Origin of the sequence: Myxococcus sp. CA051A (genome assembly GCF_013336705.1) — a bacterium.
Lineage (GTDB): Bacteria > Myxococcota > Myxococcia > Myxococcales > Myxococcaceae > Myxococcus > Myxococcus llanfairpwllgwyngyllgogerychwyrndrobwllllantysiliogogogochensis.
On the sequence record NZ_JABUMS010000007.1, the window covers coordinates 206,379 to 230,775 of the forward strand.

At 68.7% G+C, this 24,397-nt stretch carries 21 protein-coding genes; 12 read left to right on the forward strand and 9 right to left on the reverse strand.

What is annotated here, in order from left to right:
• Positions 1-105: 105 nt before the first annotated feature.
• The 3 genes from HUA74_RS21510 to HUA74_RS21520 are packed head-to-tail and all read right to left on the reverse strand — an operon-like array spanning position 106 to position 5,461.
• A complete protein-coding gene (locus tag HUA74_RS21510; RefSeq protein ID WP_174456022.1) occupies positions 106-2,115 on the reverse strand; it encodes an acetyl-CoA carboxylase biotin carboxylase subunit in 2,010 nt (669 codons plus the stop codon).
• 14 nt (positions 2,116-2,129) lie between these two features.
• Entirely contained in the window at positions 2,130-3,746 is a 1,617-nt protein-coding gene (locus HUA74_RS21515) for an acyl-CoA carboxylase subunit beta (RefSeq protein ID WP_141643951.1), read from the reverse strand.
• 5 nt (positions 3,747-3,751) lie between these two features.
• Positions 3,752-5,461, reverse strand: a complete 1,710-nt coding sequence (locus HUA74_RS21520) for an acyclic terpene utilization AtuA family protein (protein WP_174456023.1) — start codon at positions 5,459-5,461, stop codon at positions 3,752-3,754.
• A 166-nt stretch (positions 5,462-5,627) separates the two neighbouring features.
• Here HUA74_RS21520 and HUA74_RS21525 point away from each other — a divergent pair, with 166 nt between their 5' ends.
• The 8 genes from HUA74_RS21525 to HUA74_RS21560 all read left to right on the forward strand — a co-directional run bounded on the left by HUA74_RS21525 (position 5,628) and on the right by HUA74_RS21560 (position 11,919).
• Positions 5,628-6,194 carry a TetR/AcrR family transcriptional regulator gene (locus HUA74_RS21525; protein ID WP_217439456.1) on the forward strand — a complete coding sequence of 189 codons (567 nt, stop codon included), beginning with the start codon at positions 5,628-5,630 and terminating at the stop codon, positions 6,192-6,194.
• A gap of 66 nt (positions 6,195-6,260) precedes the next feature.
• Positions 6,261-7,139 carry an SDR family oxidoreductase gene (locus HUA74_RS21530; protein ID WP_141643948.1) on the forward strand — a complete coding sequence of 293 codons (879 nt, stop codon included), beginning with the start codon at positions 6,261-6,263 and terminating at the stop codon, positions 7,137-7,139.
• A 115-nt stretch (positions 7,140-7,254) separates the two neighbouring features.
• On the forward strand, positions 7,255-8,739 hold the full coding sequence (locus HUA74_RS21535) for a DUF1570 domain-containing protein (RefSeq protein ID WP_174456024.1): 1,485 nt from the start codon (positions 7,255-7,257) through the stop codon (positions 8,737-8,739).
• A gap of 194 nt (positions 8,740-8,933) precedes the next feature.
• On the forward strand, positions 8,934-9,140 hold the full coding sequence (locus tag HUA74_RS21540) for a hypothetical protein (RefSeq protein ID WP_141643946.1): 207 nt from the start codon (positions 8,934-8,936) through the stop codon (positions 9,138-9,140).
• Positions 9,124-9,432, forward strand: coding sequence for a hypothetical protein (locus HUA74_RS21545; protein WP_174456025.1), 309 nt, complete (start codon positions 9,124-9,126; stop codon positions 9,430-9,432). Before HUA74_RS21540 ends, HUA74_RS21545 begins: the two co-directional genes overlap by 17 nt.
• 603 nt (positions 9,433-10,035) lie before the next feature.
• A complete protein-coding gene (locus HUA74_RS21550; RefSeq protein ID WP_174456026.1) occupies positions 10,036-10,641 on the forward strand; it encodes a TetR/AcrR family transcriptional regulator in 606 nt (201 codons plus the stop codon).
• Complete coding sequence (locus tag HUA74_RS21555; protein WP_174456027.1) at positions 10,638-11,180, forward strand: DoxX family protein; 543 nt, start codon at positions 10,638-10,640, stop codon at positions 11,178-11,180. Before HUA74_RS21550 ends, HUA74_RS21555 begins: the two co-directional genes overlap by 4 nt.
• 103 nt (positions 11,181-11,283) lie before the next feature.
• A complete protein-coding gene (locus HUA74_RS21560) occupies positions 11,284-11,919 on the forward strand; it encodes a hypothetical protein (protein WP_217443525.1) in 636 nt (211 codons plus the stop codon).
• Positions 11,920-11,978: 59 nt separating this feature from the next.
• Here HUA74_RS21560 and HUA74_RS21565 read toward each other — a convergent pair whose 3' ends face one another.
• From HUA74_RS21565 to HUA74_RS21575, 3 genes are all read right to left on the reverse strand, one after another.
• Complete coding sequence (locus tag HUA74_RS21565) at positions 11,979-12,566, reverse strand: hypothetical protein (protein WP_174455901.1); 588 nt, start codon at positions 12,564-12,566, stop codon at positions 11,979-11,981.
• Entirely contained in the window at positions 12,563-13,324 is a 762-nt protein-coding gene (locus HUA74_RS21570) for a hypothetical protein (RefSeq protein WP_371817282.1), read from the reverse strand. Before HUA74_RS21570 ends, HUA74_RS21565 begins: the two co-directional genes overlap by 4 nt.
• A 204-nt stretch (positions 13,325-13,528) precedes the next feature.
• Entirely contained in the window at positions 13,529-16,924 is a 3,396-nt protein-coding gene (locus HUA74_RS21575; protein ID WP_174456030.1) for an amidohydrolase family protein, read from the reverse strand.
• A gap of 187 nt (positions 16,925-17,111) precedes the next feature.
• Between HUA74_RS21575 and HUA74_RS21580 the strand changes: the two genes are divergently transcribed.
• The 4 genes from HUA74_RS21580 (at position 17,112) to HUA74_RS21595 (ending at position 21,127) form a co-directional block, all read left to right on the forward strand.
• On the forward strand, positions 17,112-17,561 hold the full coding sequence (locus tag HUA74_RS21580; protein ID WP_141641895.1) for a PaaI family thioesterase: 450 nt from the start codon (positions 17,112-17,114) through the stop codon (positions 17,559-17,561).
• Position 17,562: 1 nt separating this feature from the next.
• Positions 17,563-18,021 carry a PaaI family thioesterase gene (locus HUA74_RS21585; RefSeq protein ID WP_141641894.1) on the forward strand — a complete coding sequence of 153 codons (459 nt, stop codon included), beginning with the start codon at positions 17,563-17,565 and terminating at the stop codon, positions 18,019-18,021.
• Between the two features lie 115 nt (positions 18,022-18,136).
• Positions 18,137-18,910, forward strand: coding sequence for a DUF4142 domain-containing protein (locus HUA74_RS21590; RefSeq protein WP_174456031.1), 774 nt, complete (start codon positions 18,137-18,139; stop codon positions 18,908-18,910).
• A 270-nt stretch (positions 18,911-19,180) separates the two neighbouring features.
• Positions 19,181-21,127, forward strand: a complete 1,947-nt coding sequence (locus HUA74_RS21595) for a sulfatase-like hydrolase/transferase (RefSeq protein WP_174456032.1) — start codon at positions 19,181-19,183, stop codon at positions 21,125-21,127.
• An 83-nt stretch (positions 21,128-21,210) separates the two neighbouring features.
• Here the strand turns inward: HUA74_RS21595 and HUA74_RS21600 are convergent, their stop codons facing one another.
• From HUA74_RS21600 to HUA74_RS21610, 3 genes are all read right to left on the reverse strand, one after another.
• Entirely contained in the window at positions 21,211-22,713 is a 1,503-nt protein-coding gene (locus tag HUA74_RS21600; RefSeq protein ID WP_254625170.1) for a protein kinase, read from the reverse strand.
• A 95-nt stretch (positions 22,714-22,808) separates the two neighbouring features.
• The gene (locus HUA74_RS21605; protein WP_174456033.1) at positions 22,809-23,105 is read right to left on the reverse strand and encodes a pilus assembly protein N-terminal domain-containing protein; all 297 of its coding nucleotides are present in this window, start codon (positions 23,103-23,105) and stop codon (positions 22,809-22,811) included.
• A gap of 118 nt (positions 23,106-23,223) precedes the next feature.
• Positions 23,224-24,144 (reverse strand): sigma-70 family RNA polymerase sigma factor, encoded by a 921-nt coding sequence (locus HUA74_RS21610; protein ID WP_174456034.1) that lies wholly within the window; start codon positions 24,142-24,144, stop codon positions 23,224-23,226.
• Positions 24,145-24,397 lie beyond the last annotated feature (253 nt).

A 24,397-nucleotide genomic window follows, 5' to 3' on the forward strand; every position in this document is an offset into this window, starting at 1 on the left:
CGAAGTGCCCCAGCCCCTTCAGGTACAGGTGGGAGTCCCGCCACTGTCATTCCACTCCCGGACAAGGGACGTCCGGGGCCTGATTTGCCCGCACCGTCGCTCGACTCAGGCCGGCGGCTCCTTCGGCTTCGCCTCCGGCGTGAGCACCACGAGCAACTGCTTCGCGGACACCTGTCCACCCGCCGAGGCATTCACCGCCTCGACGACACCGGGAATGTCCGCCGCGAGCTGGAACTCCATCTTCATCGCCTCCAGCACGAGGAGGACGTCACCCGGCTTCACCACGTCGCCCGGCTTCGCATCCACGCGCAGGATGCGTCCGTCCATCGGCGCGAGCAGTCGGCCTGTGCCCGCCCCCTCCGACGACTTCGCCGGACGAAACGTCACGTCCGTGAGGCGGCGTGCCCCGACGCCCAAATCCAACCAGAGCGAGTCCCCGCTCCGGAGATAGCGCGCACGGCCTCGCGCCCCGGCAACGGAGTAGTCGAACACGCTGTCCGCCAACCCCAACACGCCGACTTCGAACGACTCGCCGCCCGCGCTCACCTCGTACCGCGACGGAGACACCGGCCGCACGGAGACCTTCGACTCACCGTTCCGGTCCTCCAGCGTCATCGCCACCGGATGCGTGTACGCGGTGTTCCAGTTCACCAGCGAGCCGTCCAGCCCGCTCCTCTTCGCGAGGACCTGCGCCTCATCGTGGAAGAGGGCCGTCGCCGCCAGCGCCCGCTCACGGGGAGTCGTCTCGTACAGCCGCGTCAGCGTCGCGCCGTCCGCATGCTTCCCGATGAAGCCCGTGTCGTAGACGCCGGAGCGGAATGTGCCGTCCTCCAGTACGTGGAGCAGCAGGGCCTTGTTCGTGGTGACACCGAATACGGTGAGCTCGTGCAGCGCCTCCACCAACCGCCGCCGCGCCTGCTCCCGGTCCGAGCCGTACGCAATCACCTTCGCCTGCATGGAGTCGTAGAAGGGCGGAATGTCCTGCCCCTCGCGCACGCCATGGTCGATTCGCACGCCCTCGCGCGAGGGCAGCCGCCACGTCAACAGCCTCCCCGCCTGCGGTGCGTATTGTTTCGCCGGGTCCTCGGCGCACAGGCGCACCTCGATGGCGTGCCCCTTCCACGTGATGTCCTTCTGCTCGCGCGGCAGCACCTCGCCCGAGGCCACTCGAAGCTGCCACTCCACCAGGTCCAGGCCGGTAATCTCCTCCGTGACGGGGTGCTCCACCTGGAGACGGGTGTTCATCTCCATGAAGTAGAACTCGCCGCTCGGCGCGAGGAGGAACTCGATGGTGCCCGCGCCCTTGTAGGCAATCGCCTGGGCCGCGGTGACGGCCACCTGTCCCATCCGCTCTCGCAGCTCCGCGCTGACGGCGGGGGACGGGCTCTCCTCGACAATCTTCTGGTGACGGCGCTGCACCGAGCAGTCGCGCTCACCCAGGTGCACCACGTTGCCGTGCTCGTCCGCGAAGACCTGAATCTCCACGTGCCGCGCGTTGATGACGGCCCGCTCCAGGATGAGCTCACCGCTGCCGAAGGCGTTGGTGGACTCCGAGCGTGCCCCGCGCAGCGCGGCGCGGAGCTGCGACGCCTCGTGCACCAGTCGCATACCGCGCCCACCACCACCGGCCGCCGCCTTCACCATCAGCGGGAAGCCGATGCGCTCGCCCTCCACCGCCAGCGCCTCGTCGTCCGCATCCGATGCCTCGTAGCCGGGAATGCACGGCACGCCGGCGGCAATCATCCGCAGCTTCGCCTGACGCTTGTTGCCCATCAGGGTGATGGCCTCGGCGTCCGGGCCGATGAAGACGAGCCCCGCCTCCTTGCACGCGCGAGAGAAGGCCGCGTTTTCGGAGAGGAAGCCGTAGCCCGGATGAATCGCCTGTGCCCCCGACGCCTTCGCCGCGCCGATGAGCTTGTCGATGACGAGGTAGGACTCCTTCGCGGGCGACGCTCCAATCGGCACCGCCTCGTCCGCCGCGAGCACGTGCGGCGCGCCCTGGTCCGCCTCGGAGAACACCGCCACCGTCCGATAGCCCAGCCGCTTGCACGTGCGAATCACCCGCACGGCGATTTCGCCCCGGTTCGCGACGAGGACCTTGCTGAAACGCTCCATCCCGTTCGCTCCTCTCACAGGCGTGCGACTCCGAAGCTGTTGGGATTGACCTCGCGTCGCCCCGCCTCGCGGCAGATGGACAGGACGAACCCGAGCACCCGTCGCGTATCGCGCGGGTCGATGATGCCGTCGTCGAACAGCCGCGCCGAGGCGTTGAAGGGGTGCGACTCCTTGTCGAACTGGTCGACGATGGGCTGGGTGAAGGCGCGGATGGCCTCCTCGTCCACCACCTCACCGCCACGCGCGAGCTTCTCGCCGAAGACAATCGACATCACCTTCGCCGCCTGCTCGCCGCCCATGACGGCCGTGCGCGCGTTGGGCCACGCGAAGATGAAGCGCGGATGGAACGGACGGCCGCACATTCCATAGTTGCCCGCGCCGAACGAGCCACCCACCAGCAACGTCACCTGCGGCACCGTGGCGTTCGCCACCGCCTGAATCATCTTCGAGCCGTGCTTGACGATGCCGCCCTGCTCCGGCTGCGTCCCCACCAGATACCCCGTGGTGTTCTGGAGGTAGACGATGGGCGTGCCCGACTGGCAGCAGAGCTGGATGAACTGCGCCGCCTTCGTCGCGCCCTTCGGGCTGATGGGGCCGTTGTTGCCGATGATGCCAATGGGCGCGCCGAAGAGGTTCGCCCACCCGCAGACGGTGTGCGCGTCATAGGCGTCCTTGAAGCCCGTGAAGTCGGAGCCGTCCACGAAGCGCGCGATGATTTCGCGGCAGTCGTAGGGCTTGCGGTAGTCCGCCGGGATGGCGCCACACAGCTCGTCCGGCGAGTAGCGCGGCTCCTCGTAGAGCGTGGGCGCGGCCGCCGCCAGTCGCTCGTTCCAGCCGAGCTTGGACACGATTTCCCGCGCCATGCGGATGGCGTCGGCGTCGTCCTCGGCCAGGTAGTCCGCGGTGCCCGCGACGGTGGCGTGCATCTCCGCGCCACCCAGGTCCTCGTCGGTGGCGACCTCGCCCGTCGCCGCCTTGAGCAGCGGCGGGCCCGCGAGGAACACCTTCGCCTTCTTCTTCACCATCACCACGTAGTCGGACAGGCCCGGCAGGTACGCGCCGCCCGCCGTGCTGGAGCCGTGGACCACGGTGATTTGCGGGATGCCCGCCGCCGACATCCGCGCCTGGTTGTAGAAGGTCTCCCCGCCCGGGATGAAGATCTCCTGCTGGTACATGAGATTCGCGCCGCCGCTCTCCACCAGCGACACCATGGGCAGCTTGTTCTGCAGCGCGATGGCCTGCCCGCGCAGCGCCTTCTGCACGCCCCAGGGAGACGCGGTGCCACCCTTGATGGCGGAGTTGTTGACGAAGACGAAGCACCGCACGCCAGACACGTAGCCGATGCCCGCGATGCTGTTGCCGCCCGCCAGCGAGCCGTCACTGTCGTCGTGGTAGCCGTACCCGCACAGCGTGGACAGCTCCAGGAACGGCGAGCCCCTGTCCAGCAGCATCATCAGCCGCTCGCGAGGCAGCAGTTGGCCGCGCTTGTGGAACTTCTCGGTCGCCTTGTTCTCGGTGGCGCGGACCTTCGCCTCCACGCCCCGCAGCTCCGCGAGTCGCCCGAGCATGTCCGCGCGCTGTGCCTGGAACGACTCCGAGCCCGTGTTCACCCGCGATGTGATTCTTGGCATCGGCCTCAACCCTCTCCTTCACGAAGCAGCGACTCGGGGATGTCCACATGGCGCGAGCGAAGCCACTCCCCCAGCGCCTTGCCCTGCGGGTCGAAGCGCGTCGACGACGACACGCCCTCGCCCAGAATCCCGTCGACCACGAAGTTCACCCCTCGGAGCTGGGGGAAGTCGTGCCGCTCAATCGCGAAGGCCGCCGTCTCCGGTAGCAGCTCGCGCAGCTTCTCCGCCGTGAGGAAGTGCGCAAGCCACCGCCAGGCCGCGTCCGTCCGCGCCCACACGCCAATGTTCGCCGTGCCGCCCTTGTCCCCACTGCGCGCCGCGACGATGCGCCCCAGCGGTGCCCGCCGCGTGGGACCCGAAGGCAGCGCCTCCGGCAACGCGGGCTTCTCGACAGGAGCCAGCTTCAGCGACTGCTCCGTGGGCGCGATGACCGTGCGCGCGCCATCCGGCAGGACGGCGACGTGCTCCACGCGTTTCGCATCGACATAGGCCGGCGTGTAGACACCGTAAGGCGCGCCATCCGACGGCGGCGCCGTCATGGTGAAGCCAGGATAGGTGCCCAGCGCCAGCTCCACGGCGGCGCCACTGAAGGAGCGCCCCACGAGTTTCTGGTCCGCGTCCTTCACCACGACGCGCAGGAAGGCCGCGGCCTGCTCCTCCGTGGCGGCGTCCTCGCGGTCCGTGCGCACCAACGTCCAGTGCGTCTCCTTCGGCTTGCGCGTGAGCGCCGCTTCCATCTGTCCTCGGATGAGCGCCGCCTTCTCCTCGATGTCGAGCCCCACCAGGATGAACGTCGCCTCGTTCTTGTAGCCACCCAGGTGGTTGAGACAGACCTTCACGGTGGGCGGAGGCGGCTCACCCTTCACGCCCGAGATGCGCACGCGGTCCTTCCCATCCGCCGCCAGGGTGATGGAGTCGAACCGCGCCGTCGCGTCGGGCCCCGCGTACCGGGCCCCGGTGATTTCATAGAGGAGCTGCGCGAGCACCGTGTCCACCGTCACCGCGCCGCCCGTGCCCGCGTGCTTGGAGATGACGGACGAGCCATCCGCGAACAGCTCCGCCAGGGGGAAGCCGGGCCGGCGGACATCCAGCTCCTTGAAGAAGGAGTAGTTGCCACCCGTCGCCTGCGTGCCGCACTCCAGGACGTGGCCGGCCACCATGGCCCCGGCGAGCTTGTCCCAGTCGTCCCGCTTCCAGCCGAAGTGCGCGGCGGCCGGGCCCACCACCAGCGAGGCATCCGTCACGCGCCCGGTGACGACGACGTCCGCGCCCGCGCGCAGGCTCTCGGCGATGCCCCAGCCGCCCAGGTACGCGTTCGCGGTGATGGGAGAGCCGAGGCCCAGTTCGTCCGCGCTGCCGGAGAGGTCATCCCCCTCCACGTGCGCGATGCGCGCCTTGAGGCCCAGCTTGTCGTTCAGCTCGCGCAGCGCCGTCGCGAGGCCCGACGGGTTCAACCCGCCCGCGTTCACGACGACCTTCACCTTCTTGTCCAGCGCGAGCCCCAGGCACTGCTCCATCTGCCGGAGGAACGTCTTGGCGTAGCCGGTGGACGGGTCCTTCATCCGGTCCCGGCCAAGAATCAACATCGTCAGCTCCGCCAGGTAGTCGCCCGTGAGGACGTCCAACTGGCCGCCTTCGAGCATCTCCCGGACGGCCGAGAACCGGTCTCCATAGAAGCCCGAGGCATTGCCGATACGGAGGGGGGACTCGCTCATGCGCTCTCCACGTCCAGCCTGAATGCGGGCAGTCTGGGAGCCCATGCCTAAAAAAGCAAGCGCGCTTGCTTTTTTCGAGGATGCCTTTCAAGCTGACTTCGTGAGCGACGCACCGCCGCCGGGCAGACAGGAACAGGAGCGCAGCCGCGTGACACGGCAGCGCTTGATGGAGGCCGCCATTGGCGCCCTGTCGGAGCTGGGGTGGGCGGGCTCCACGATGACGGTCATCGCCGAGCGAGCGGGCGTGTCTCGCGGCGCGTGCCAGCACCACTTCCCCACGCGAGGCGACCTGGTCGCGGCGGCGGTGGAGTACGTCGGGCACCAGCAGGTGGAGGAGCTCAGCCGGAGAGCGGCCCGCCTGCCAGCGGACGTGCGGCGGACCGAGAGCATCCTGCACATGCTGGCGGGCTTCTACACGCAGCCACTCTTCGCCGCGGCGGCGCAGCTCTGGGTGGCGGCGAGCGCGGACGCGGAGCTGCGCGCGCAGTTGTTGCCGGTGGAGGCGAAGGTGGGGCGGGAGGTGCACCGGCTCACGGTGGCGCTGCTCGGCGTGGATGACCGCGAGCCGGAGACGCGCGAGCTGGTGCAGGCGACGCTGGACCTCATCCGGGGCCTGGGGCTCGCCAACCTGCTGCGGGACGACAGCGCGCGCAGGAAGAAGATTCTCCACCGCTGGGCGCTCACGCTGGAGGACGCGCTGCGTTCCCGGCGCGGGCGGAAAGCGGGAGACTGACGCCGCGAGGCGACCACGGACACCACGGGCCCTCTCGCCACGCACGGGGCCACTTCGGGAGACGACATGGGTTACCGCTCTGTATTCGCACCGGGTTGTTTCAAGGGACAGAACATCGTCGTGACGGGAGGCGGCAGCGGAATCGGGCGCTGCACCGCGCACGAGCTGGCGGCGCTCGGCGCGCACGTCGTCCTGGTGGGCCGCAAGCTGGACAAGCTGGAGAAGGTCGCCGCGGAGCTGCGCGAGGACGGCGGCGAGTGCTCGCTGGAGACGGTGGACATTCGTGACGAGGAGGGCGTGAAGGCCACGGTGGCACGCATCGTCGCGGCGCGCGGGCGCATCCACGGACTGGTGAACAACGCGGGCGGGCAGTTCCCGTCACCGCTCGCGGCCATCTCCAAGAAGGGCTTCGAGGCGGTGGTCGCCACCAACCTCACGGGCGGCTTCCTGATGGCGCGCGAGGTGTATCTCCAGTCGATGAGCAACCACGGCGGGTCCATCGTCAACATGCTCGCGGACGCGTGGGGCGGGATGCCGGGGATGGGGCACTCGGGCGCGGCGCGCATGGGCATGCTCAACCTGACGCAGACGGCGGCGGTGGAGTGGGCGGCGACGGGCGTGCGCGTCAACGCGGTGGCGCCGGGCTGGGTCGCGTCCAGTGGCATGGACAGCTACCAGGACGAGGGCGTCAAGGCGCTCATCCCGCTGTTGAAGAAGGAAGTGCCGTTGCAGCGACTGGCCACGGAGGCGGAGGTGAGCGGCGCCATCGTGTTCCTGCTCACGGACGTGGCGGCGTTCATCACCGGCGAGGTCATCAAGATTGACGGTGGCGCGTCGTGCAACACCAAGATTTTCCCGCTGGAGGAGACCTCCGCGTCCAAGCCGTACGAGGGCTTCCACCGCGCGGCGGCACCTCGCATCCTGGCGGGCGACGAGAAGAAGTAGCGGCGGAGACCTCGGGACTTCCCGCGGGGATGCCGAACTTCACGGGGAGGACTGACGAGTCCCCTCTCGGCGCGTCTCTTCTCCTTCTCTTGGCGTTCATGCCAGAACCCCGCGCATGAAATTCCACGTTGTCTTGATGAGTCTGGTCCTGGCGCTCTCCACCGGCTGCGCGGGCTCCCGCGCGCTGTGTCCCCGTGAAGGCGGGCGGACCTGGTCCGAAGTCCAGAGCGAGCACTTCCGCATCCAGACGAACCTGACGCCCCAGTCGGCCACCACGACGGCGCTCGAGCTGGAGAAGCTCCGCCGCGCCCTGCTGCTGGCGTGGGGAACGGACTTCAATCCCCCCGGCTCCGTGGACGTCATCCTCCTGCGCAACACCAACGAGCTGAAGGAGTTCATCCAGGGCGACTACGTGGGCTTCGTGGCGCCGACGCAGCAGGGCACGCTGCTCGTCATGTCGGGCGAGGGCTACGTGCTGGACGACGGGCCCGAGCAGGAGCTGCAGACGCACGAGCTGGCGCATGAGCTGAGCCGACACGTGCTGCTGCGCCAGTCCCGGTGGCTGGCGGAGGGGCTCGCCCAGTACCTGCAGACCACCCACGTCAAGGTCAGCACCCAGGAGGCCGTGCTTGGCCGCGCGAACAAGAACAGCCTCGCCTATGTACGTCAGCACGGCTGGCTCGACGTCGACGACCTCTGGGCCTGGGACCAGAAGGAGTCGATGAGCGCGGCGGAGACGCAGCAGCACTACGCCTCCGCCTGGGTCTGGGTGCACTACCTCATCAACATGCACACCGAGCGCTTCGACGAGCTTCAAACCCGGCTGGCCCGCGCCGAGGACCCGCGCACCGCCTGGGACATCGCCTTCAAGGACGCGGGGGACCTGCGAGGGGACCTGCGCACGTTTGTCTGGAGCGGGCGCTCCGCCATCCTCACCCTGCCCCTGCCCCCCGTGCCCCGAGACGTCACCGTGCGCGAGCTGGACTCCGCGGACGTCCACGCTCTGCGCGGGCGCTTGCACCTGCATGGCATTGGCGCGCGGCCCCAGGAAGAGCGAATCCAGAAGGCGCGCGCCGAGGTGGAGCAGGGCCTGAAGGAGGACCCTGTCAGCGTGAGCGTCGCCGTGCTCGCCGCGCAGCTCCAGCAGAACCCCCAGGAGCACCTGGCTCGCGCCCGCACGCTGGTGCAGGCACACCCCGACGATGGTCGCGCCTGGGACCTGCTTGCGGAGCACCTGGACATGAACAGCGAACGCCAGGCGCTGGAGCAGGCCCGACAGCGCGCCGCCGAGCTGCTGCCCAACGACTCACGCATCCTCGCCAGCCTCGCGGCGCACTACCAGCAGACCCAGCAGCCGGAGAAGGGCCTCCCCGTGGCCCGTCGCGCGGTGGAGCTCGCACCGGGAGACCCCTACGCGCTGACGCTCCAGGCGGCGATGTCCTTCCAGTTGGACCGCTGCAAGGAGGCGCTCGGACTCCAGCGTCGCGCGCTGGACATGCTGCACGAGTCCACCCCGGACTCCTACCGCAAGCAGCTGCGCGACAGGCTCCAGCTCTTCGAAGCGAAGTGCGGGACCAACACCCGCGGCGCTGCGCCCTGAGCACGACAAGCGCGGCCGTCCTTCGTATTTCACTTCCACCGCGCGGCGGCGCCTCGCATCCAAGAAGTAGCGTCTCGGACAGCGAGGAGAGAAGCGGGCCCTCTGATCAATGGCCCGCCAGGTCCTCCTGTGAGGTGGCCAGCAGAGAGTCGAGGAGTGCTGCAGACAAAACGCTCCCGACCTAGAGTAGGGCCATGGATATGCGGGACCTGCTCCGGCAGTCTTTTCCCAGCTATGGCCCTCACTGGGACGCCGCCATCGATGCGGGCGTGGACGTGTCCCTTCTGCTACAGAACCTCGAGCTCACTCCGACGGAGCGCATCGAGCAGTTACAGCGCATGACGGAGCTGTACGAAGCACTCCGCCCCAAGGATGCGAGCAGCGATGCAGCGGACTCCTGAGATTCTGACGCTGTTGCTCGATGCACAGGTTCAGTTCGTCATCATCGGAGGCGTCGCGGCGGTTGCCCACGGGTCGGCCACCTTTACCCTGGACCTCGACATCGTCGCGCCATTCACCGAGCACAACTTCACGAAGCTGTTCGATGCGTTGGCTCCGTACCATCCTCGCTATGCCCTGGCCGTTCCCAAGCGCCCTGTGACGGAGCCACCCACGGAGCTTGCGACCTACCAGAACCTCTACCTGCTGACGGACCTGGGGAGGCTCCACGGCGCAGCCTGTTGGCACGTATGACGACGTGGCATCCAAAGCCGTGTCCATGGAGCTGTACGGGCATCCGTGCCGAATCATCGGTCTGGATGATCTCATCGCCATCAAGCAGCACGTGGGTCGCGACAAGGACCGCATGGTTGCACGTGAGTTACTAGCGCTCCGTGACCGTCAGGCAACGAAGCCGCGCTGACTCCACCACTTCACGAGAGCGTCCTGGCATTCCTCGCGATGGTGAGCGTGATGGAGAGCCACGCACTCGCACGGATTGGCTCGGTCTCGATGCCGTGGCGCTCCCCTTCCGACGCCAGGAAGGAGAGCTCGTCCTCCGACAACTCACTTCCATGGACACCGCTGTACAGGACCGTCGTCCTCCTGGAGGACCCTGGCGGATAGCGCGGGTCATCCAGCCTCCACGGCAGCAGGCAGCTCGTGCCGTGCCCCTCCGGGTCCACCCACCCACATGTGTCGACTCCTATCGGGCTCGCCCACATCCAGTGTGGGCTCCTTCGCCCCCGTGAGACTGTTCCCCTTCACGTCACTTGAACTTGACCACTCGTCCAACAATCATTATTTGAACGATCGTCCAAGAACGCGCGGGCCCCTCGGGTCTCGCGAGGAGCAGGCATGGGGCGACCCAAGACTTTCGACGAGGACGCGGTGCTGGACCGCGCCATCGAGCAATTCTGGACGACCGGCTACCACGCCGTGTCGGTCCGAGACCTCGAGACGGGAACAGGTGTCCTGAAGGGCAGCCTCTACGCGGCCTTCGGTGACAAGCGCGCGCTGTTCCTCGCCTCGCTGCGCCGCTACGCGGACCAGAGCGCCGTGCAGATTCGAGAGCTGCTGTCCCACGGCGCCGACCCTCGCGCCGGCCTGGAGCACTACCTGCGCGTGCGCGGCAAGGGCTGCACGGGGCCAGGACGGACGCGTGGCTGCCTGCTCGCCAACACCGCGGCGGAGGTCGCGCCGCATGACCCCGAGGTTCGTGCCGTGGTCGGACAATCCTTCGCCAAGCTCGCCGCCGCGCTGGTGCCCGCCATCCTGGAAGCCCAGGAGCAGGGACTCCTCAGTCGACGGCATGACGCGCGGGAGCTGGCCGCGCACCTCGTCGTGCTCGTGCAGGGGATGAGCGTGGTGGGCAAGACGGAGCCCGACTCCGCGCTCGTCCGCTCCTCCCTGCGCTTCGCCCTGTCGCTGCTGGAAAACGATTCCCCGGAGAAGTCCCGATGACCCACACCCTGTCTCGCATCCTCGTCGACCCGCGCACCGCGGACCGCTCTCTCTCCACCGGCCTGCTCGTGCTGCGGATCCTCACCGGTGGACTCATGGCCCTGCATGGCGCGGGGAAGATGGTGACGCCCTTCACGTGGATGGGCGAAGGCGCGCCCGTGCCCGGCGTGCTCCAGTTCCTCGGCGCCGCCGCCGAGTTCTTCGGAGGCCTGGCGTGGATGGTGGGAGTCGCGACACCGCTGGCCACGCTCGGCGTCGCCGTGACGATGCTCGTGGGCATCGTCATCGCGCACATTCCCTTTGGCGACCCGTTCATCCGGCTCAGCGTGATGGGACTCACCACGGGCCCCGGTGAGCCGTTCGGTGGACTGCCCACCTGGCTCGTCCGCGCGGGAGGACGCAGCGCGGGTGGCTCCGGCTCCTCGGAGCTGGCGACGCTGTACATCGCCGTCTCCGTGCTGCTGCTCACCGCCGGGCCCGGGCGCTTCTCGCTCGATGCACTGCTGTCCCGAAAGCTCGCGGCCCGCGCCACCGCGTGAAACACCCTGCGGGGTACGCTGCGGGCTCCGCGCGTTGGACGTATGTACAAGCGCGATGACTCACAACCGATAGGGTCCCCAAGCCACGTGCGACCGCCGTGCGATGCACCGTTACGGTGTCTCCACCTCCAACTCCAAGGCGGACATGCGCGCACGACAATCCTGGCTGTGGCTCACGACGTTCTTCCTGGTCTCCAGCACCCTCTCTGCTTGTGGCACCGACGCCCCACCGACGCCTCCGCTCGAATCCACGCTGGAGTCCAGCGAGGCGCCGCTCCTCGGCACCGTGACATGTCTGCTTGGGACGACGACCATCTCCTTCTCACCGCCCCTCACCAACACCCCACAGGACACGTCTGTCTCAGGCGTCGGCAGCCTCACCAACTGCATCTCCCTGCTGACCAGCCCCGTGACGTCCGGCACCACGAACTTCCCCGCCGCGCTCCGACCGGGCCTCGCCTGCGATGACCTGCTCGGCATCCGCGGCGGCACGGTGAACATCGTCTGGAACACCGGAGAGACGTCTCAGCTCTCGCTCACCCAGGTCGTCATCAGCGGAGGTTCCTCCGTCAAGGAGACAGCCCAGATTGGCACGGTCGTCTCCGGCAAGTACGCGGGAGCCACCGCCGTGCGCACCCTGACCTTCGTCACCGCCGACCTGGAGAATGCCTGCGCCTCCCCTGAGGGGCTTCCTCAGTACACGGCCCTCCAGACGCTGGCGCTGACCCTCATCCCCTGACTCGCGGCAGCACACCGGCTCCGGGGGCCACACGCCTCCCCGGGGCCGTCACGCCCGATTCAGCGGAGCGCCGCTCCCGCATCCGTGCCGCCATCCGTCCACCAGGAGGGAACAGGCTGGAGCGGCTTGCCCCACGTCGTATCGCCCACGGGGATACCGGCGTCCGGGGACATGCCCGAATCAGGCTCCGTTCCCGAATCGGACTCCGTGCCCGCATCCGGCGGCACCGGGTCCGGCGCTCCGTCGAAGCGGCGTCGGAGGATGCGCCCATCCATTCCAATGGCGTACGCGGCGCCACCATCCAACATCCGGGGCTCCGCTCCGCACGCGGAGGGGTTCGCGGAGATACTCACGAAGAACACGTCCCCCTGTCGGAGCACGCGATAGAGGTACGACTCCTGCCGGTTCCAGCACGAGCGCCCGCGCGACTCCAACGGCAGGAGGTCCTCGGCGGCAATCGAGAGCGCGCCCAGCATCGCGCCATCCAGGACATAGGCCTGTCCCTCCGCGCCCAGGGAGATGGCGTCCTGTCCCAGCGCCTCCGGGAACTGGATGGACGGGTCCTCTGGCGGATTCGCGGTGCGCGCGCCCGCATGCCGGACGCAGCTCGACAGGAGCACCAGTAGCGGAAGGAGCAGATGTTTCATGGTGTATTGCTCCTTTCGCACGGCGCGCTTCCTTTCTGGACCGAGAACGTTCGTGTATCAGCGTCCGACCAGCGCACCGAGCCCGTCTGTTCGCACTGCCAGTTCGCCCCACTGCGAGACCACTTCAACAACTGCCCGGTCAGCGGGATGTACTGGTGGAAGCCGTCGCACGAAGGCTCCGCTGCGTTCCGGGAGAAGAAGGCGACGACGGAGAGCCGCAAGCGCCCATCCTTCGTCTCGCTCTCGAAGCCGTGCGCGAGCCCCTCCGAGACAATGAACCGGATGTCGTTCTCCGTCAGGCTGCTGCCATAGGGATGGTTGTGCAGGGCGTAGATGTATCGGATGGCGTCAGGCGGATAGCGGGGGTCATCCACCCAGGAGGGGAGCAGACAACTCTTGCTCCGCTGCAACGGGTCGACTCGCGACTGGTCCGTCAGCTTGCTCACGACGTATTGCTGGTCCGGCGTGTAATACATCCAGGCGCAGTACTCACTGGAGACACGCCACCGGATATCGAAGTCCTGGTGGTCCCGAGCCCCCGCGCTCGAGTGGGGCTTCGTGAGAATCTTCCGGCAGGCCGCGAGCAGGGCGCTGGAGGGCGAGCTGAACGGCCCCAGCATCGGCCCCGGGAGCTTGTCCAGGAACGGCGCCCCCGGCGCGGGACGCACGATGTCGGGGTCAGCCACTTGCGGCGACGAGCACCCGCACACCCCCAGGGCGGCGATGGCCAGCGCGACCCCTGGCCCTTGCGCGTTCACCCACATCTTCCACGGCCTCCCCAGGTGCCCACCGACGGTGCTCGGGCAATCTAGGAAGGACTACACCTGTCTTCAAGACAAAGCCGACAAACCGCGAATAGACGGAAAGCACGGGAGCGCTCGCGGGTGGCCTTTTCCGGCCGGAGCGGTCTCGGGCTCCAGGGACACGCTCGCCCCCGGAGCCCGAGTCACGTCACCCGACGCTCAGTCGCACTCGTGCGTGTGCGTGTGCGCGGTGGCCTTGGGGCTCCAACCCTCGTTGCCGTCCTTCTCGAAGTAGAACTTCGCGCGCTGCCGCTGCCGCGTCCCCACCTCGTTGAGCGTGGCCGCGTCGAACAGGCGGCCGTTCACCATGGTGAAGCGCACCGAGCGGCTGTTCATCAGGTCCTCCAGCGGGTTCTTGTCCAGCACGATGAGGTCCGCGAGCTTGCCCTCCTCCAGCGAGCCCAATTCCCCATCCATGCCCAGGTAGCGCGCGCCACCCAGGCTCCCCGCGCGCAGCGCCTGCAAGGGCTTCATCCCGCCCTGACCGAACATCGACAGCTCCCAGTGCGCCGCCAGGCCCTCGCGCTGACCATGCGCGCCCAACTGCACGTTGACGCCCGCGTCGTTCAGCTCACGCGCCGTCCTCGCCGCGTCCACGTGGTTGAGTTCGTCATCCGGCACCATCGTCCGCCGACGGCTGCGCGAGTCCACCACCCGGCGCGGAACGAAGGACAACAGCCGCTCGTCCTGCCAGACGTTCGTCTTCTGGTACCAGTAGTTCTCGCCCCAGTTGCCGCCGTACGCCACGCCGAGCGTCGGCGTGTAGCCCGTGCCGCTCTTGCCCCAGAGCTGCTTCACGTCCGCGTAGATGCGCGCCACCGGAATCGCGTGCTCCACGCCCGTGTGCCCATCCACCACCATCGTCAGGTTGTGCTGGAGCAGCGAGCCGCCCTCCGGCACCACCAGCATGTTCAGCTCCCGCGCCGCCTGGAGCACCTTCTGCCGCTGGTCTCTCCGAGGCTGGTTGTAGCTCTTCACGCTGAAGGCCCCCATCGCCTTCATCCGCCGCAGGTGCGAGCGCGCGTCGTCCAGCGTTTCAATCGGCGTGCGGTACCCCACCCCCGCCGCGCCATACAGAATCGTGCCCGTGGAGAAGATGCGCGGAGAGATGAGCGCTCCGGCCCGGCCCAGCTCACTGGCCGCGAAGACCTCCTCCGAGGAGTTCGACGGGTCATGCAGCGTCGTCACCCCGAAGGCCAGCGACGCCGCCTGCACCCAGCTCTGCTCGGGCATCAGGCCTTCCACGCCCATGGCCCCGTGCCAGTGCACATCCACCAGCCCCGGCATCAGCGTCTTGCCCTTCACGTCCACGACCTTCGCGCCCGAGGGCACCTGCACCTTGCCCACCGGCCCCACCGCGATGATGCGGTTGCCGCGCACCACCACCACGCCCTGCTCGATGACCTCGTCACCCTTCATGGTGATGACCCGGCCGCCCACCAGCGCCAGCGTGCCCTCCGGCGCGTCCGCCTTCACCTGGAAGGACAGGTCCACGCCCTTCTCCGGCACCGCGGGCAGCTTCTCCGGCGCGCCGTCCACGAAGGAGAAGGACTGCTTCAGCTCCCGCGTGAAGAGCTCCGGCCCCAGCGCCCAGTGCAGGCTCTTGCTGTCACCGGACCAGTGCAGGTACTCACCCGCGTCGCGGCTCACCTTCGCCACCGGCAGCGCCTTCGCCTCGGGCCCCACCGTCGCCGCCTTGGCGCCCTTCGGGAAGGGCGTGACGAAGGCGTTGAAGTTCTCCCGGAACGCCACCCACCGCTCATCCGGCGAGACGCGCAGCTCCGTCGCCTCCGCGCTCGTCACGTGCGTGCGCTCCTCGCCGCCATCCAGGCCCACGCTCTTCAGCGAGCGCACGTCCTCCTTCTCCTTGTGCTCCACATGCAGGAAGTACACGCGGTCCGAGCGCGCCCCGAAGTGCGGCTGCTCGCCATCCCGCGCCAGCCTGCGCGGTGTGCCACCCGACGCGGGCTGCACGAAGAGGCCCGTCTCCCGGCTCCACTGCCCCGGCATCAGGTAGCCATCTCCCGTGGCGCGGTACACCAGGGATTTGCCATCCGGGCTCAGTGACGGCTCCACGTAGTAGCCCGGCTTCGACGTCACCACCTTGCCCTCGCCGCCCGTCGCGGACACCACGCGGATGGCGCCCAGCTTCTCGTCATCCCACGTCGTGTAGACGATGGAGCGCCCGTCGCGAGAGAACGACGGATAGAACTCCAGGTGGTCCTCCTGCTTCGTCAGCCGCTTCGGCGCGCCGCCCGGCAGCTCCTTCACGTAGAGCTTGCCCAGCGTCTGGTACACCACGCGGTCTCCCTTCGGAGACACCTGCACCCAGCGCAGCATCTTCGTGGCGAAGCGCTCCGGCGCGACGGCCTGCGGCGAGCGCACCGCCTCGAAAATCGTCCGCGTGCCCTTCACGTGGAAGGGGATGGGCGTCAGCTTCTTCGTCGCCACATCCAGGCGCTGCAGCTTGCCGCCCGCCCAGAAGACAATCGCCTTGTCGTCCCGCGTCCACGCCAGCGTCGGGTACACGCCGTGGATGGCCCACGTCTCCTGCATGTCCCTGTCCAGCCCGTCGTACAGCGGGCGCTCCGCTCCGGAGGCCACGTCCGTGACGTAGAGCACCGACTTCGTCCGCACCCGGCGGATGAACGCCAGTTGCTTGCCATCCCGCGACGGCGTCGGACGGATGGAGCCACCCGGCCCGGAGACGAACGGGTCAATCTCCTTCGTCTCCACATCCAACCGCTGGATGGCGTAGATCTCGCCGTTGGGGTCCTTGTTGTATTCGAACGTCTTGCCCGGCGTGACGTCCTGGCTGAAGTAGACGTAGCGGCCGTCGGGAGAGAACACCGGCTCGCCCAGGTCCTTCTGCTCGTTGGCGCGCTCGGTGAGCTGCACGCCCTCGCCGCCGGAGCGGTGATACATCCACACCTCACCCGCGCCCAGCGAGCGCCGTGAGGTGAAGTGCTTGCGCGCGATGAGGAACTGTCCGTCCGGGCTCCACGCGGGGCTGTTGAGCAGGCGGAACTTCTCCTGCGTCACCGGCTTCGCGTCCGAGCCATCCCGCTTCATCACCCAGATGTTGTCGCCGCCACCCCTGTCGCTGGTGAAGGCGATGGACTTGCCGTCCGGGCTGAAGCGCGGCTGCATGTCCCACGCGACGCCGGAGGTGAGCGCGCGCGCCTCGCCGCCCGCCAGCGGCAACACGTAGATGTCGCCCAGGAGGTCGAAGACAAGTTCGTCTCCGCTCGGGCTCACATCCACGTTCATCCACGTCCCCTCGGTGACGTCGATGTCCACCTGCCTCGCGGGGAAGCCGGGAGCGTCCACCTTCCAGGCGTCCTTCTCCTTGTCCTCCTTCGCACCCGGCTCGGCGGACGGCGCGTTGGGGTCCACCTCCACGGCGCGGCCGGCTTCGCGCGCGGCCTCGTCCTTCTTCTGGGGAGCAGGCAGCGGGTCCTGCCGAGCGGAGGGAGGGGTCGCCACGGGCTGCGCGGCGAAGAGCGTGCCCGGTACCAGCAGGGCGACGCAGAGGGCGGAGGTCAGTCGTTTCACCGGAGGTCCTCGTGATGGGGGACTGCGCGAGACACGGCCGTGCGGGGCGGGGAGACTACCCGGCCCAGGGCAGACAGGCTCGACGAGCGTGAACAGGGGACCGGGCAGCCCTCTTCCTGAGCGGCCGACAAAGGCTCGACGCGAAACGTCACGCGCCATCCGGACCTGATTCTGTTATCCGCTCCCCATGTCGGACTTCACCCTTCCCGAAGACAAGGCCGAGCGGATGGAACGCGCCGCCCTGTTCTACTCGGACATCGTCCCCCACAACCACGCGCTGGGCCTGAAGCTCCTGGACATCGGCCCCGCCGAGGCCACCGTCGAGCTGCCCTACGCGGACTTCCTCGTCGGCAACCCGGAGACGGGCGTCATCGCCGGCGGCGCCGTCACGACGCTCATCGACGCGGCCTGCGGCTCCGCCGTCATCCTCAAGCTGGGTCGCATCCAGCCGCTCGTCACGTTGGATTTGCGCATCGACTACCTGCGCCCCGCCCGCCCCCACGTCTCCCTCATCGCCGTGGCCGAGTGCTATCGCAGCACGCGACAGATTGCCTTCGTCCGCGCGCTCGTACACCAGGGTGACAAGAGCAATCCGGTGGCCTCCGCGCAGGGCACCTTCATGCGGCTGGAGGAATGACGTGAGTGACGCCAAGTCCCCCTCCGCCCTCGCCGAGCTGGTGCACCACGTGCGCAAGACGCGCGAGTACGGCCAGCTCACCGACGCCATCCCCTACACGCGCTTCATGGGCATCGGCGTGGAGAACCTGGCCGGGGAGATGCTCTGCCGGATGCGCTACACGCCCAAGCTCATCGGCAACAGCTTCATCCCCGCGCTGCACGGCGGCACGCTGGGCGCGCTCCTGGAGTCGTCCGCCATCTTCGAGCTGCTGCTCCAGACGGAGACGCCGCGCGTGCCCAAGGTCATCTCCATCACCGTGGACTTCCTGCGCTCGGGCAAGGCGCAGGACACCTTCGCGCGCGCCTTCATCACCCGCCAGGGCCGCCGCGTGGCCAACGTCCGCGTCGAGGCCTGGCAGGACGACCGCACCCGTCCCATCGCCAGCGCGCACGCCCTGTTCCTGCTCGCGGAGCCCTGAGGCTCGGGGCCGTTCCGGGGACGGAGCCCCTGTCCGCTCCCCTGGTGTTCCCTGGCCACCGGCGCTTCCCCATCGCCACCTTGCCTCCTGGAGTTCCACTCTCGGGAGGCTGGCGATGATGCGATGGCACGGTTGGATGCTCGTGGGTTCGCTGGTGCTGGGTGGCACCGCGGGGGCGCAGGACAACCAGGACGCGAAGGCGTCGGACACACCGACGACGCAGAACAATGGCACCGGTGACAGCCAGGGCATGATTCGCATGGGCGAGGCGGACGCCATCGACCATGGAGAAGACATCCAGAAGGACCCGAGCGCCTGGCCCGGCACGGGCGGCTCCGGGCAGCCCGACGCGCAGGCCGCGAAGTGGATGCGCGAGGGCCTGCTGCCCATCCCCACCGAGGAGAAGGCCTTCCTGGAGGAGCTGCACCACGCGAACCAGATGGAAGTCCAGATGGGGAAGCTCGCGCAGAAGAACGGCAGCTCCAAGGGAGTGAAGGACTTTGGCGCCCGCATGGAGCGCGAGCACGGACAGGCCGATGAGAACCTGCTCGCGTTCGCGAAGACGAAGAAGCTCCAGTTGGGAGAGCCGAAGGCGGACTCGTCGCTCGCCAAGGCGATGCAGGGCGCGGAGCACGCGACGATGGAGAAGCTCCAGGCGCTCCAGGGCCCCGCGTTCGACCGCGCGTTCCTGGCGGCCATGGTGGGCGACCATGACGTGGTCATCGCCAAGGTGATGGCCGGACAGCAGCAGTTCGTCGACAACACCGCGCTGAAGACGATGCTCGACAACCTGCTGCCCCAGCTCCAGCAACACCGCCAGAGCGCATACCGCCTGCTGGGCCAGGAGACGCCGCGTCAGGCGAGACAGGCTCCGCGCGGCGGACGCTGACCGCACCACGGGCTCGAAGACCGCGAACGGACGACGTGTCACCGGGCCGAGCTTCCGTTCGCGGGCCACCGCCGCACCGAGGCTTCGACGGCGTGAGTCCCCTCCTCTCCCGCGCGCCGCGTCCGAGGCGAACGCAGCCGCGTTCCATCGCTACGCCGCGCGTCGGGTGAGGCCCCCGGACCTTGGACAGCAAGGCGCTCCGCGCGCACGGGCACGGTGGGTGCAACTCCGGGCGCCAGCCTTGCTCCCTCCTGGCGTCCCGGAGAACCCATGACCCAAGCCTCGCGCCCCAACATCCTCCTGCTGACGGTGGACCAGCTGATGTTCCCCCGGTTCGCCTATGGCCCGGAGGGGGGCTTCCTTCCCGGCATCAAGGACATCCTCGGCTTCATCGACGAGGGCGGTGAGGACAATCCCTACCGGAAGTACTTCCCCGGCTTCACCGCGCTGCGGAAGAACGCCGCCGTCTTCCGCAACCACACCATCGCGACCTCGGCCTGCACCCCCAGCCGCGCCGCCATCTACACGGGCCAGTACGGCACGCGCACCGGCGTCACGCAGACGGACGGCCTGTTCAAGAGCGGCGACGCCTCGGCGTTCCCCTGGCTGGAGCCCGATGGGATTCCCACCATCGGCCACTGGTTCCAGAAGGCCGGCTACCACACGCACTACTTCGGCAAGTGGCACGTCAGCAATCCACCGGACCACTCGCTGAAGCAGTACGGCTTCGATGACTGGGAGCTGTCGTATCCGGAGCCGCACGGCTCCTCCGTCAACAACCTGGGCACCTTCCGCGACATCGGCTTCGCGGACCTGGCCTGCACCTTCCTGCGCAGGATGGCGCTGGGTCAGCCCTACAACCGCGCGCTCGCCCAGCAGTCCTATACGGCCCCGCTCGGCGAAGCGCCCTCCACCGAGCCACAGCCGTGGCTCGCCGTCGCGTCCTTCACCAACCCCCACGACATCGCGACGTATCCCATCCTGCCCCGGCAGTTGGACTCCGAATCGCGCCCACTCGGTCCGCTGCACGTGCCGACACAGACAGCGCGCTCCGTGACTCCCGTCTCGGGGAGCCTCTCCTTCTTCCTCAACCCCCAGGACTTTCCGCAGGAGAACGCGCACCTGCCTCCCAACGTGCACGACTCGCTCGTCAACAAGCCGAGCTGTCAGCGCGACTACGCATACAAGATGGGCCTGGCGCTCGCGGCCAAGACGGGGCTCGTCCTGCATCAGGCGAACGAGAACATCGACCCCGTCGCCGTCACCCTCAACTCGGGCATCCCCTTCCAGCTCACGGCCGCTCCGGACGTGTCCACGCTGCGCTTCAACCAGTACTACACGTGGCTCATCCACGTGGTGGACGCGCACATCGCCCAGGTGCTGCGGACGCTGGATGAAAGCGGCCTGCGCGAGAACACCCTCGTGATGTTCCTCTCCGACCACGGCGAGTACGCCGGCTCGCACGGCTACATGATGGAGAAGTGGCACACCGCCTATCAGGAGGCGCTGCATGTGCCCCTCGTCGTCCAGTTCCCCGTGGAGAAGGACGTCGCTCCGGAGACGCGGCAGATTGAAGCGCTCAGCAGCCACGTGGACGTGCTGCCCACGCTCCTGGGACTCGCGGGCATCGAAGGCGCCGCGCTCGACGCGATTCGCACCGACCTGCGACTCCACCGCCCGGTGCCTCCCTTCGTCGGCGCGGACTTGAGCCCGCTGGCGCGCGGAGAGACCAACACCGTGACGGAGCCCGACGGCACGCCTCGCGCCGGAGTGCTCTTCATCACCGACGACGAGATTACGGAGACGCTGCCGCACACCGGCGACCCGCACCAGGCGCATGACGATGCGCTGTTCGCCGTGTTCACGCGCTCCGTCGACGCCCTGCGCGAAGGCACCACGAAGGCGGGCAAGGTGCCGGACCTCAAGCCCGGCGCGGTGTGCCAGCCCAACCACGTCCGGTGCGTACGCACGCCGCGCTGGAAGCTCGCGCGGACGTGGGACCCGTCGGGCGAGCACGCCGACCAGTGGGAGCTCTACGACCTCCAGAGCGACCCGCTGGAGCTGGAGAACCTGCTCGTGTTCGACGGGGCGTTCCCCACGGTCATCTCGACGCTGCCCAAGGGACTCGGCCACGCCGAGGTCGAAGCCGCGGCGCGCGCGACGCACGCCCTGCTTGGGAAGTACGAGACGCAGATGCTGTCACCGTGGCCCGCGTAGCTTCCGCGAAGGCTGTGACGATGCGGCCCGACGGTGTTCCCGTCGGGCCCGTGTCCACCGCGTCGTGGTCTTGAAGGCGTGGGTCAGGGGCTCGTGACGGACACGGTGTAGAGGCCCCGCTTCCCATCGCGGGTCCAGACCAGCAGGTGGGTGGCGCCGGAGGAGAGCGGCGTGAGCAGCAACCCGTTCTCCACGGACTGGATTTCGACGAGGTCCGAGCGCCCGATGGCGACGCGACTGAGTCCGGGCAGCTCCAGCTTGCGCGCTTCCCCAAGCAGCATCGGGAAGAAGACGTTGCCGCTGGCCTTCCGCGCGGACTCCACCTCCGACAGGAAGGCCTCGCTCTCTTTCGGAGCGAACTCCGGCTGGAGCCACGCCCGCGCCCACGTGCCCGCTCCGAGGAGCACCACCAGCACGAGCGCCATGCCCCCCAGCCACTTCTTGCTCACGGACGAGGGCCCGGAGAGCGCCTGGAGCAAGGCCTCCATCGAGGGGTGGCGTGCCTCCGGTTCACTCGCGAGCCCTCGCGCCAGCGCGGCCCGCACGTGCGCCGGCAACCTGGGGCCCTTCTTGCCGCGAGCCTCGACGGAGGTCCGCTTCGACGACCTGTCGGGACGCTCGCCGTGGAGGGCTTCGTAGAGCGCGACACAGAAGCTGTACTGGTCACTTCGCGCGTCCACGGCCCTGCCCTGGCGCTGCTCGGGTGACATGTACGCGGGCGTGCCCGGCGTGGTGCCCTCTCGCGTGAGCGCGGTCTCCTCCTGGTCCGTCGCGAGCGGCAGCGTCGTCGTGGAGACCTCGGCGGCGGCGCGTGCATCACTGTCTTCGCGCCGCCATCGACGGGCGAGGCCGAAGTCCGTCACACGAGGACGTCCATCCCTGCCCACCAGCACGTTGGCCGGCTTGAAGTCGCGGTGGACCAGCCCCTGTTGATGCGCGGCAACCAGCCCCGCTCCGGCCGCGAGGAACAACTTCAGCACGTCACGCCAGGGACGTTCCCGCTCGCGCAGCCAGCCCGCGAGCGTCGTTCCCTCCACCCACTCCATCGCCAGGTAGTCCCGTCCATCCACCGAGCCCAGCTCGAAGACAGGCAGCACGTTGGGATGGGACAGGCGCGCCATCGCCTGCGCCTCTCGCGACAGGCGCACCCGATTCTCACCCTCGATGCCCTCGCGGAGGGGACGCAGCAGCTTCACCGCGACCCTTCGCTCCAGCCTCGGGTCCTCCGCCGCGTACACCACGCCCATGCCTCCCACGCCCAGCAGCTCGCGCAGGACATAGGGCCCCAGTCGCGTCCCTTCGAGCAGGAGCTCTCCCGCGACGCCCGGCTTCTCCCCTTCCGGGGATGGCACCCTCGAGTCCAGCCGCGTGGGCCCCTGGGACAGCCCGCCTGGATTCGGCGCGGAGGATTCTGCCGCCACCGCGGCGACCAGGGCTCGACAGTCCTCGCAGACGTCCAGGTGCGCGGCCATCGCCGGAACATCCGCCGGAGGCAACACGCCACTCGCGAAGCCGGCGAGCGCGTTCTCATCCGGACACGCCGGGGACGCGGAAGTGGGCAGCGGGCTCATGTGCGTGCGTCGCATCTTCACCACCTCGCCCCCCCAGAAGGAAGGAGAGAGGGGCCCGGCAAGGACTCGGGCCCTCCTCCCCATGCACCACGACACACCCGCCGCGCGGCCTACTTCTCCTTCGCGGCGCCGTCCGTCACGACGATGGAATACTCCAGCCGCTCGCCGCTCTTCTTCCACACCAGCAGCTTCGTGGTGCCCGCCTCCCTGCCGGTGACTTCAAGCTGCCCCTTGCCCAGCGTCTTCACTTCCGCCGTATTGACGTTTCCCAGCGCCACCCGCGTCAGGTCCTTCAGGTCGAGCACTCGCTGCTCGCCCGGCTTGAGCTCGATGCGCTCTTCCGCCGCCGCGCTCGTGCCCACCAGCGCCAGCGCCATCAACGTGAATCCCACCAGTCCGTTCCGCATGAGGTGTGTCCTTCCTTGAGTGAACCGAGGCGCGTTTGCCCCGCCTTCATTCCGGTGACACCGCTCCCCGTGACGTGTTGCACGCGGACCGCGAAAAAAGTGGAGAGCGCCTCTGGGCCTATCCGGGCCCGGGCTCGCCGCGCAGCAATCCCGACAGGCTCATGTCGAGCTGGCTGCGCACCGCGTGCATCAGGCTGTGCAGCTCGCCCGACGACAACTGGAGGCGCTCCGCGAGCCGCTCCCGCACGCCCACCAGCACCGTCTGCCTCGCTTGCGACATCCAGCGCGACACCGTGGACTTGTGCGCCCGGTACATGACGCCAATGGACTCCAGGCTCACCCCGTCCACGACGTGCAGCCGCAGCACGGTGCGCTCCCGGGCGGACAGGGTCGCCAGCGCTCCCGACAGGGCGTCACGGAAGTCCTGCTGGTGACGTCGGCGGAGGTAGTCCAGCTCGATGTCCCGGCCGGCCTCGCCCACCCGCTCGAACATCGTCCCGTCCCCGTCCTCCTCCGCGCGCGCACGCCGGCCCTCCGCGCGCTGGAGGTTGAGCGCCGTCCGCACCGCCGCCGCGCGCAGCCAGGCCGCCAGCGGACCTCCTCCCTGGTACTCGGCGATTCTCGGCTCGGCGCCATCCTGGGCGGGGACCAGGAGTCGCTGACGCAATTGCTGGAGCACTTCCTTCGCGTCCACGCCACCACCCCGCACCCGGGAGATGGCACTGGCCACCTTGGGGAAGAAGTGCCGCTCCAGGGCCGCGTGGGCGGCGGGCAATCCTCGCGCGCAGGCACAGGCCAGATAGAGGTCCGACACGGGCACGGCGGCGAGCGTGTCCACGGGCTCCTGGCCCGGCACGAGCCGCTGGGCGACATGGCGGAGGAAGTCCTCTTCGGGAAGCACCACGTCCGGCCACGTGTGTCGTCCGGCGGACACCCACGACTCCAGCAGGGCCTCCAGTCCGGGCACCTCCGCGCAGCGACGCGCGGCGGGCGGCAGGTGCTGGACGAAGAGGTGCGAGCGGCTGTGCTGCTTCGACATGCACACCTCGGAACGGGCCACCGCCGGTACACACCGGGCTTTCATTGTTACAGCGCGGGGCGCCTTTTCTACAGGCTCTCCCTTAGGTCGCGAGCCTCGATGCGCGGGGCGCCTCGCCCTGGAGTCCCCGGTGGATGCTCGCTCGAAGACGGGCTTTCGCGCCATGAGCCAGTGTCTCCGGTGGACAGTGGACCGTTCGAGCGTGCGCGGGCGCCACGGCATGCCGCCTGCTTTCCCCCGCAGGGCATCCGTT

Bases quoted from the DNA above. Each gene is read 5' to 3' on its own strand.
- HUA74_RS21510 (WP_174456022.1), bottom strand. From the start codon at position 2,115: ATGGAGCGTTTCAGCAAGGTCCTCGTCGCGAACCGGGGCGAAATCGCC.
- HUA74_RS21515 (WP_141643951.1), bottom strand. From the start codon at position 3,746: ATGCCAAGAATCACATCGCGGGTGAACACGGGCTCGGAGTCGTTCCAG.
- HUA74_RS21520 (WP_174456023.1), bottom strand. From the start codon at position 5,461: ATGAGCGAGTCCCCCCTCCGTATCGGCAATGCCTCGGGCTTCTATGGA.
- HUA74_RS21525 (WP_217439456.1), top strand. From the start codon at position 5,628: ATGGAGGCCGCCATTGGCGCCCTGTCGGAGCTGGGGTGGGCGGGCTCC.
- HUA74_RS21530 (WP_141643948.1), top strand. From the start codon at position 6,261: ATGGGTTACCGCTCTGTATTCGCACCGGGTTGTTTCAAGGGACAGAAC.
- HUA74_RS21535 (WP_174456024.1), top strand. From the start codon at position 7,255: ATGAAATTCCACGTTGTCTTGATGAGTCTGGTCCTGGCGCTCTCCACC.
- HUA74_RS21540 (WP_141643946.1), top strand. From the start codon at position 8,934: ATGGATATGCGGGACCTGCTCCGGCAGTCTTTTCCCAGCTATGGCCCT.
- HUA74_RS21545 (WP_174456025.1), top strand. From the start codon at position 9,124: ATGCAGCGGACTCCTGAGATTCTGACGCTGTTGCTCGATGCACAGGTT.
- HUA74_RS21550 (WP_174456026.1), top strand. From the start codon at position 10,036: ATGGGGCGACCCAAGACTTTCGACGAGGACGCGGTGCTGGACCGCGCC.
- HUA74_RS21555 (WP_174456027.1), top strand. From the start codon at position 10,638: ATGACCCACACCCTGTCTCGCATCCTCGTCGACCCGCGCACCGCGGAC.
- HUA74_RS21560 (WP_217443525.1), top strand. From the start codon at position 11,284: ATGCACCGTTACGGTGTCTCCACCTCCAACTCCAAGGCGGACATGCGC.
- HUA74_RS21565 (WP_174455901.1), bottom strand. From the start codon at position 12,566: ATGAAACATCTGCTCCTTCCGCTACTGGTGCTCCTGTCGAGCTGCGTC.
- HUA74_RS21580 (WP_141641895.1), top strand. From the start codon at position 17,112: ATGTCGGACTTCACCCTTCCCGAAGACAAGGCCGAGCGGATGGAACGC.
- HUA74_RS21590 (WP_174456031.1), top strand. From the start codon at position 18,137: ATGATGCGATGGCACGGTTGGATGCTCGTGGGTTCGCTGGTGCTGGGT.
- HUA74_RS21595 (WP_174456032.1), top strand. From the start codon at position 19,181: ATGACCCAAGCCTCGCGCCCCAACATCCTCCTGCTGACGGTGGACCAG.
- HUA74_RS21600 (WP_254625170.1), bottom strand. From the start codon at position 22,713: ATGCGACGCACGCACATGAGCCCGCTGCCCACTTCCGCGTCCCCGGCG.
- HUA74_RS21605 (WP_174456033.1), bottom strand. From the start codon at position 23,105: ATGCGGAACGGACTGGTGGGATTCACGTTGATGGCGCTGGCGCTGGTG.
- HUA74_RS21610 (WP_174456034.1), bottom strand. From the start codon at position 24,144: ATGTCGAAGCAGCACAGCCGCTCGCACCTCTTCGTCCAGCACCTGCCG.